Origin of the sequence: Streptomyces atriruber (assembly GCF_001418325.1) — a bacterium.
GTDB lineage: Bacteria > Actinomycetota > Actinomycetes > Streptomycetales > Streptomycetaceae > Streptomyces > Streptomyces atriruber.
In genome coordinates this window covers 1-6,092 of the sequence record NZ_LIPN01000437.1, presented here as the reverse complement: position 1 = coordinate 6,092, position 6,092 = coordinate 1, and the positions used below count along the sequence as shown (strand labels likewise).

At 73.9% G+C, this 6,092-nt stretch carries 7 protein-coding genes; 1 reads left to right on the top strand and 6 read right to left on the bottom strand.

What is annotated here, in order from left to right:
• Window positions 1-136: 136 nt before the first annotated feature.
• Window positions 137-919, top strand: a complete 783-nt coding sequence (locus AOK03_RS35055; RefSeq protein ID WP_055569428.1) for a sulfite exporter TauE/SafE family protein — start codon at window positions 137-139, stop codon at window positions 917-919.
• 16 nt (window positions 920-935) lie between these two features.
• On the opposite strand, the gene AOK03_RS35050 is transcribed toward AOK03_RS35055, so the two are convergent.
• From AOK03_RS35050 to AOK03_RS35025, 6 genes are all read right to left on the bottom strand, one after another.
• Entirely contained in the window at window positions 936-1,595 is a 660-nt protein-coding gene (locus tag AOK03_RS35050) for a class F sortase (RefSeq protein ID WP_055569427.1), read from the bottom strand.
• Window positions 1,596-1,712: 117 nt separating this feature from the next.
• Entirely contained in the window at window positions 1,713-2,279 is a 567-nt protein-coding gene (locus tag AOK03_RS35045) for a hypothetical protein (RefSeq protein WP_055569426.1), read from the bottom strand.
• Window positions 2,280-2,643: 364 nt separating this feature from the next.
• The gene (locus tag AOK03_RS35040; protein WP_055569425.1) at window positions 2,644-3,441 is read right to left on the bottom strand and encodes an aminotransferase class IV; all 798 of its coding nucleotides are present in this window, start codon (window positions 3,439-3,441) and stop codon (window positions 2,644-2,646) included.
• Window positions 3,438-4,022 carry a redox-sensitive transcriptional activator SoxR gene (gene soxR, locus AOK03_RS35035; RefSeq protein WP_055569424.1) on the bottom strand — a complete coding sequence of 195 codons (585 nt, stop codon included), beginning with the start codon at window positions 4,020-4,022 and terminating at the stop codon, window positions 3,438-3,440. Before soxR ends, AOK03_RS35040 begins: the two co-directional genes overlap by 4 nt.
• Window positions 4,023-4,070: 48 nt before the next feature.
• Complete coding sequence (locus AOK03_RS35030; protein ID WP_063792649.1) at window positions 4,071-5,369, bottom strand: sensor histidine kinase; 1,299 nt, start codon at window positions 5,367-5,369, stop codon at window positions 4,071-4,073.
• On the bottom strand, window positions 5,369-6,092 hold a 724-nt coding region (locus AOK03_RS35025), incomplete at its 5' end, for a hypothetical protein (protein WP_341845836.1). The genes AOK03_RS35030 and AOK03_RS35025, both read right to left, overlap by 1 nt.

Below are 6,092 nucleotides of genomic sequence, written 5' to 3'. Positions count from 1 at the left end.
GCCCCACGGCGGGTGTCCCCGCCCCGCAGGCGGCGCCCTGACCCCGTCGTACGACGGCCGCGACCGACCTCAGAAGTCGCTCAACTTTCACCTGTTCGATGGACTGCGTGATCACCGCGTCCTTAAGGTCGCGATCATGCCTGACATATCCCTGACCACGGTGGTCGTCCTCTGCCTCGCCGCCCTCGCGGCCGGCTGGATCGACGCCGTGGTCGGCGGCGGCGGACTGCTGCTGCTCCCCGCCCTGCTCCTCGGCCTGCCGGGCGGCACCCCGGCCGCGCACGCCCTCGGCACCAACAAGGCCGTCGCGATCGTCGGCACGACGGGCGCCGCGGTGACGTACGTCAGGAAGACGCCGGTCGACGTGCCGACGGCGGTCCGGATCGGGCTCGCCGCGCTCGCCGGGTCGATGGGCGGCGCGTTCTTCGCCGCCGGCATGAGCACCGACGTGCTGAAGCCCGTGATCATGGTGGTGCTGCTCGCCGTCGCCGCCTTCGTGATCCTCAAGCCCGCCTTCGGCACGGCGCCCGCCACCGGTCCCGCGTCCCCGAAGCGGATCCTCGCCGCGATCGGCCTCGCGGGCCTCGGCATCGGCTTCTACGACGGGCTCATCGGGCCCGGCACCGGCACGTTCCTCGTGCTCGCCCTGACCGCCGTGCTCCACCTCGACCTCGTCTCGGCTTCCGCGACCGCGAAGATCGTGAACTGCTGCACCAACGCGGGCGCCCTCGCGATGTTCACCTGGCAGGGCGCGGTCCTGTGGCAGCTGGCCGGTCTCATGGCCGTCTTCAACCTCGCGGGCGGCATGTTCGGCGCGCGCACGGCCCTGAAGAAGGGCAGCGGCTTCGTCCGCGTCGTGCTCCTGACCACCGTCTTCGGGCTCGTGGTGAAGATGGCGTACGAGCAGTGGCTGGCCTGACGGCCGGCCCGGGGCGTCAGCGGACCGCGGTGAGGTGGGCGAAGACCACCACGTTGCCCTGGTAGCCCGTCTGCTTCGAGTACTTGCCGCCGCACGTGATGACCCGCAGCTCCGGCCGGGGCGCGGCGCCGTACACCTTCTCGTCGGGGAAGTCCTTGGCGTCGTACACCTCGTTCGCGTGCACGGTGAAGACGGCGACGCTGCCGTCCCTGCGCTCCACCTCGATCGTGCGGCCCTTCTCCAGCGCGCCCAGCTCGTAGAAGACGGCGGGCCCCTCCTTGTTGTCGACATGGCCCGCCACGATGGCGGTGCCGCGCTCGCCGGGCGTGGTGCCCGCCTCGTACCAGCCCGCGAGGTTCTTCCGCTCCGGCGGCGGCACGTCGAGGCTGCCCTGCCTGGTCAGGCCGAGGCCCATCAGGGGCGTGTCGACGCCGATCGCGGGGATCCGCACGCGGTCGGGCGGGGACGGCGGGAGCGGCGTGGTGCCGGAGTCGGCGCGGGGGTCGGAGCCGGTGCCGGGGGCGGTCGACGGGTCCTGCGCGGCCTGCGCGGCGGACGGCTGGGGCGGCGGGTGCGACTCGGCGCCGCTGCTGAGCAGCCACGCCCCGGAGCACAGTGCCACGGCGGTGACGACGCCTATGACGGCGTTGCCGCTCTTCCTGCCCGTACGACGCATACGGCGTCCTCCTCGGGGTCGGGCGGACAGGGCCCTCGTCCCCCTCCTGGCCCGCGAGGGGACACGGGCCGGGAGGGGGCAGGGGCGGCGGTACCGGTGGACAGCGGAGGGTGTCCGTCAGATCCTGTCGCCTCTCGCCCGGCGATGCAGGAGCCAGGTACCGCCCGCGGCGGCGACGGCCAGGGCCGCCACTCCCGCCGCGGTCTGCACGGGGTCGGGGCCGAGTGCGCCGCCGACCCCCGTCTTCACATGTCCCTTCGGGAGCTGCTGCTGCCGCTCGCCGGCGGCCGCGGTGGAGGTGATCGTGACCATGAGATCGCCCGCCACCTTCTTGTTCTTCGTCCCGGAGCCGCCGGACCCGGAGCACTTCGCGACGATCTCGTACGTGCCGGGCTGCGCGGACGGCGGCACCTCGAACCGTCCGGCCGCGGTCTCGCTGCTCTCCGGGTGCGTGCTCGGCGCCAGCGTGAAGGTGCCCGCGCCGACCGCGCTCGCGTCTCCCGTCGCGGTCCCGCCCGAGCCGCAGGCGGTGGTGTTCACCGTGACGGTGGTGCCGGGGGTGACGGTGGCCGGGCGGATCTCCAGGCCCCCGGCGGGCGGGCCGGGAGCGGCGGAGGCCGGCACGGCCAGCGCGCCCGCCGCCACGGCGAGAGCGGTACCGGTCAGCAGACGGGCGTAGTGCATGTGGTCGTTCCTCCGAGGGCCATCGCACGGGCACGGCCCGCGGCACCCCCAAGTGCCGCTGCGTCGGTCGAACCCCGCTCTACCGAGGTAAGTGGCACTCGGCGGCCCACGCCTCCTGATGGTTCATCAGAAAGGCCGTGTGCGGGCGCCTCCCGGTACGAGAGAAGGAACGTTCCAGCAGGTCACCGGCGTGTCGGCGGAAAGTGCCCGAAGGGTGCGCGGCGCGCCTGTGAATGGGTGACCCGATCCGCCGGGCGGGGCGCGGGGCGGACCGAGAGGCACGACGGGGGGCCGGACGGGAGGTGTGCAGGGAGACCGGACGGGAGGTGTGCCGGGAGGCCGGGCCGGAGGTGCGAGGGGAGTGTCAGAGGGCGTCCCACGGCACTTCCTCGTACGCCCCGGCCACCGCCGCCATCAGCTTCTCGTCGATCCCGTACGCGACGTCGTCGATCCGCCGCACGGGACGCACTCCCCACGCGTTGGTGACGAAGGCCGCCGCGTACGAGGGGAGGTCCGCGAGGGTGACCGGAGCCTGCCGGGTGGGCAGCCCCGCCGCGGGCAGACGCGACCGGACCAGCTGCATCGTGATGCCGGACAGGTGCGGCGCGTCCGGCCACACGACGTCCGTGCCGTCGAAGAAGGCGATGTTCGTGACCGCGCCCTCGCTGACCTCCCCGCCCGGACCGGTGAGCAGCACCTCGTCGAACCCCGCGCCCCGCGCGAGCTCGGCGTGGCGGGCCTGGCCGAAGCCGCCCAGGTGCTTGATGTGGGCGAAGGGCCGCTGGTACGCCACCGAGCGCAGCGACTGCGCGCGCCCCTCCATCGTCGCGGGCAGCACCGTGGGCGGCCGGACGGTGACCAGGTGGGACGGCTTTCCGTCCGGGGCGTGGACATAGACCCGTACGGACGCCTCGGTGATGTCGTCGCGCAGGATGTGCCGGACCAGGCCGCGCACGTGCTCCCCGTCGACGCCGTGCCCGAACAGCTCCCGGGTGGCCGCGTCGAGCCGGGCCAGATGGCGGTCGAGGCCGCGCACCTTGCCGCCCCTGACCTGCATCGCGGTGAAGTGCCCCGTCTGGACGAGAGCGGGCCACAGCAGGCTCTCGGCGGTCGCGGGACGTCCGTCGACCTCAATGCGCTGTGCCAGTGCGGTGGTTGTCATACGGACACGTCCTCGTGGTTCTCCCGATTCTCCTGATTCTCCTGGGTCTCCGACGGAGTCGCTTCCCCGCTGCCCGAAGTACTCTCCGACGCCGCCCCGCAGGAACCGGTGGCGCACGGGATCTGCTCCTCGACGAGGCGGCGCGGGCCAGGGCCGCGGGCGCCCAGCTCGTCCCAGGTGTTGGAGAGCGAGCACCGGGACAGCGAGAGGCAGCCGCAGCCGATGCAGTCGGTGAGGTTGTCGCGCATCCGCTGGAGGGTCCGTATCCGGGTGTCGAGGTCCTCGCGCCAGCACGCGGAGATCCTCGCCCAGTCCGCGCGGTTCGGCGTGCGGTCCTCGGGGAGCAGGGCGAGCACCTCGCGGATCGTGGCGAGCGGCATGCCGAGCTGCTGCGAGGTGCGGATGAAGGCGACCCGGCGCAGGGTGTCCCGGCTGTAGCGGCGCTGGTTGCCCGGGGTGCGACGGGACTTGATGAGTCCTTCGGCCTCGTAGAACCGCAGGGCAGAGGGGGCGACTCCGCTGCGCGCTGCGAGCTCGCCGATGGTGGCTTCCTTGGCTTTCGGTGCGAGGCGGTGCGTCATGCGGTCAGCGTAATGACCCGCGGCGCCGGGCCTCGGGAAAGCGCACGGTCACGCCTCCGGCAGGCGCACCACCGCCACCGCCCCGCCGTCCGCCGCGTTGGAGAACTCCACGTGGGCGCCGATCACCTGGGCCTGGCCGCACGCGATGGTCAGGCCGAGACCGGTGCCCTGGCCGCGTTCCCGCGCGCCGGTCTGGAAGCGGCGCGGGCCGTCCTCCAGGAGGTGATCGGGGAAGCCGGGACCGTGGTCGCGGACCGTGACCTCGAGACCGTCGACGTGCACCTCGACCGGATCGCCGCCGTGCTTGCGGGCGTTGCCGACGAGGTTGGCGAAGATGCGCTCCAGGCGGCGCGCGTCCGTCCGTACGAAGGTCTCGTACGCGCGGTCCGCGCCCACCGCCGTGAAACCGGCCGCCGACCCGCCCGCCCGCTCCGCGATGGCCTCGACGAGCCGCCCCAGCGGGTGCACCTCCAGGTCCGGCTTCTCCACCTCCGCGTCGAGGCGCGCCACTTCGAGCAGGTCCTCCGTCAGGGTGCGCAGGGCGCGGACGCGGTCGCGCACGAGCTCGGTGGGGCGGCTCGGCGGCAGCAGCTCGGCCGCGGTGTGCAGGCCGGTCAGCGGGGTGCGCAGCTCGTGGGCGACGTCCGCGGTGAAGCGCTGCTCGGCCTCCAGGCGCTGTTGCAGGGACGCGGCCATCGTGTCGACGGCCGTGGCCAGTTCGGCCACCTCGTCCTTGCCGTGCCGCACGCCGGGCGGGCGCGGATGGGCGATGCGGGCGTCGAGGTCGCCCTGGCTGATGCGGCGCGCGATGGCCGCCGCGGTGCGCAGTTCGCGGCTCAGCCTGCTGGACAGACCGGCGCCGCCGAGCGCGGCCAGGCCGACGACGACGGCACCCGAGACGAGCAGCTGGCGGTCGAACTCGGCCATGTCGGAGGCCTGTTCGTCCAGCGGCTCCCGGATGGACAGGACGTGGCGCGGGTGGTCGCCGACCGGCCGCGCCGCCCAGACGCACGGGGCGTCCGACGTCATGTCGAGGTAGGTGGTGCGCTGCCCGGCCAGCGCCGCCCGCCGCAGCGTCGCGGGGAGCCGGGGGTCGTCGAGGGCGCCGTCCATGTCCGCCTGGTCGACCTGGCCCGTCAGCTCGTACAGCTGGCGCACGCGGACGAGTTGCGCCACCGCTCCGGAGCGGGCCCCGGAGGAGATCTGGTCGAGCCGCGCATGGTGGACGAGCAGGCCGATGGCGACGGCGACGACGGCGCAGCCGACGGCGAGCAGTGCGGCGATCTTCCAGCGCAGCCCTAGACCGTTGAACGCGGCACGGGCCCCGGCCGCGAGCCTGCGCGGCATCAAGGGCCCCACGGGGAGGGGGAGTCGGAGGGGCTGGGCCGCTGGTCGGCCGTCGCGGAGGGCCGGGGCGACCTCTTGTAGTTCTTGATGTCGCTGACCGTGGACATCCGCGCGCCGTCCCAGTGGAAGCGCACGGCCTGTTCGCCGCCCTCCGAGCACGGGGTGCGCACCAGCAGGTCGGGGCCGATCGTCTCCACGCTCATGCTCCTGCCGGAGGTGAAGAGGATCGGGTAGATCTTGCCGCCGCGCTCGGTGTAGACGGCGACGACCGAACGCCCGCTCTCCGTGTCGGCGGCCACGAGCATGTCCGGCTTCTTGTCGCCGGTGAGGTCCAGGAACATCGGCGGCCGTATCCCGGCCTGTCCCGGCCGGTCGATCATTCCGCGGTCGGCGAGCGGCTTCGTGCGGGGGTCGGCCCGCAGGACCGCGCGGACGTCCATCGAGGCGAGCCCGCCCGAACCGGCCTCCAGGCCCTTCAGCGGCTGCGGGGGCGGCTGGCGCGTGGCGGCCTCGGCGCCGGGCGCCCGCGAGGTCTTCCCGGCCCAGGCGGGCCAGACGGCCTCGGGCTGCGGCTGCACGGAGACGGACGGCGCGGATTCGCCGTGGCCGAGGCCGTCCGTACTGGCGCACCCGGTGAGCGCGAGGGCCGCCAGGGCGGCGGAGGGGGCGCCCAGGAGGAGCAGGCGGCGGGGCATCGGATTCATGGGGTGGCTGACCGTCACG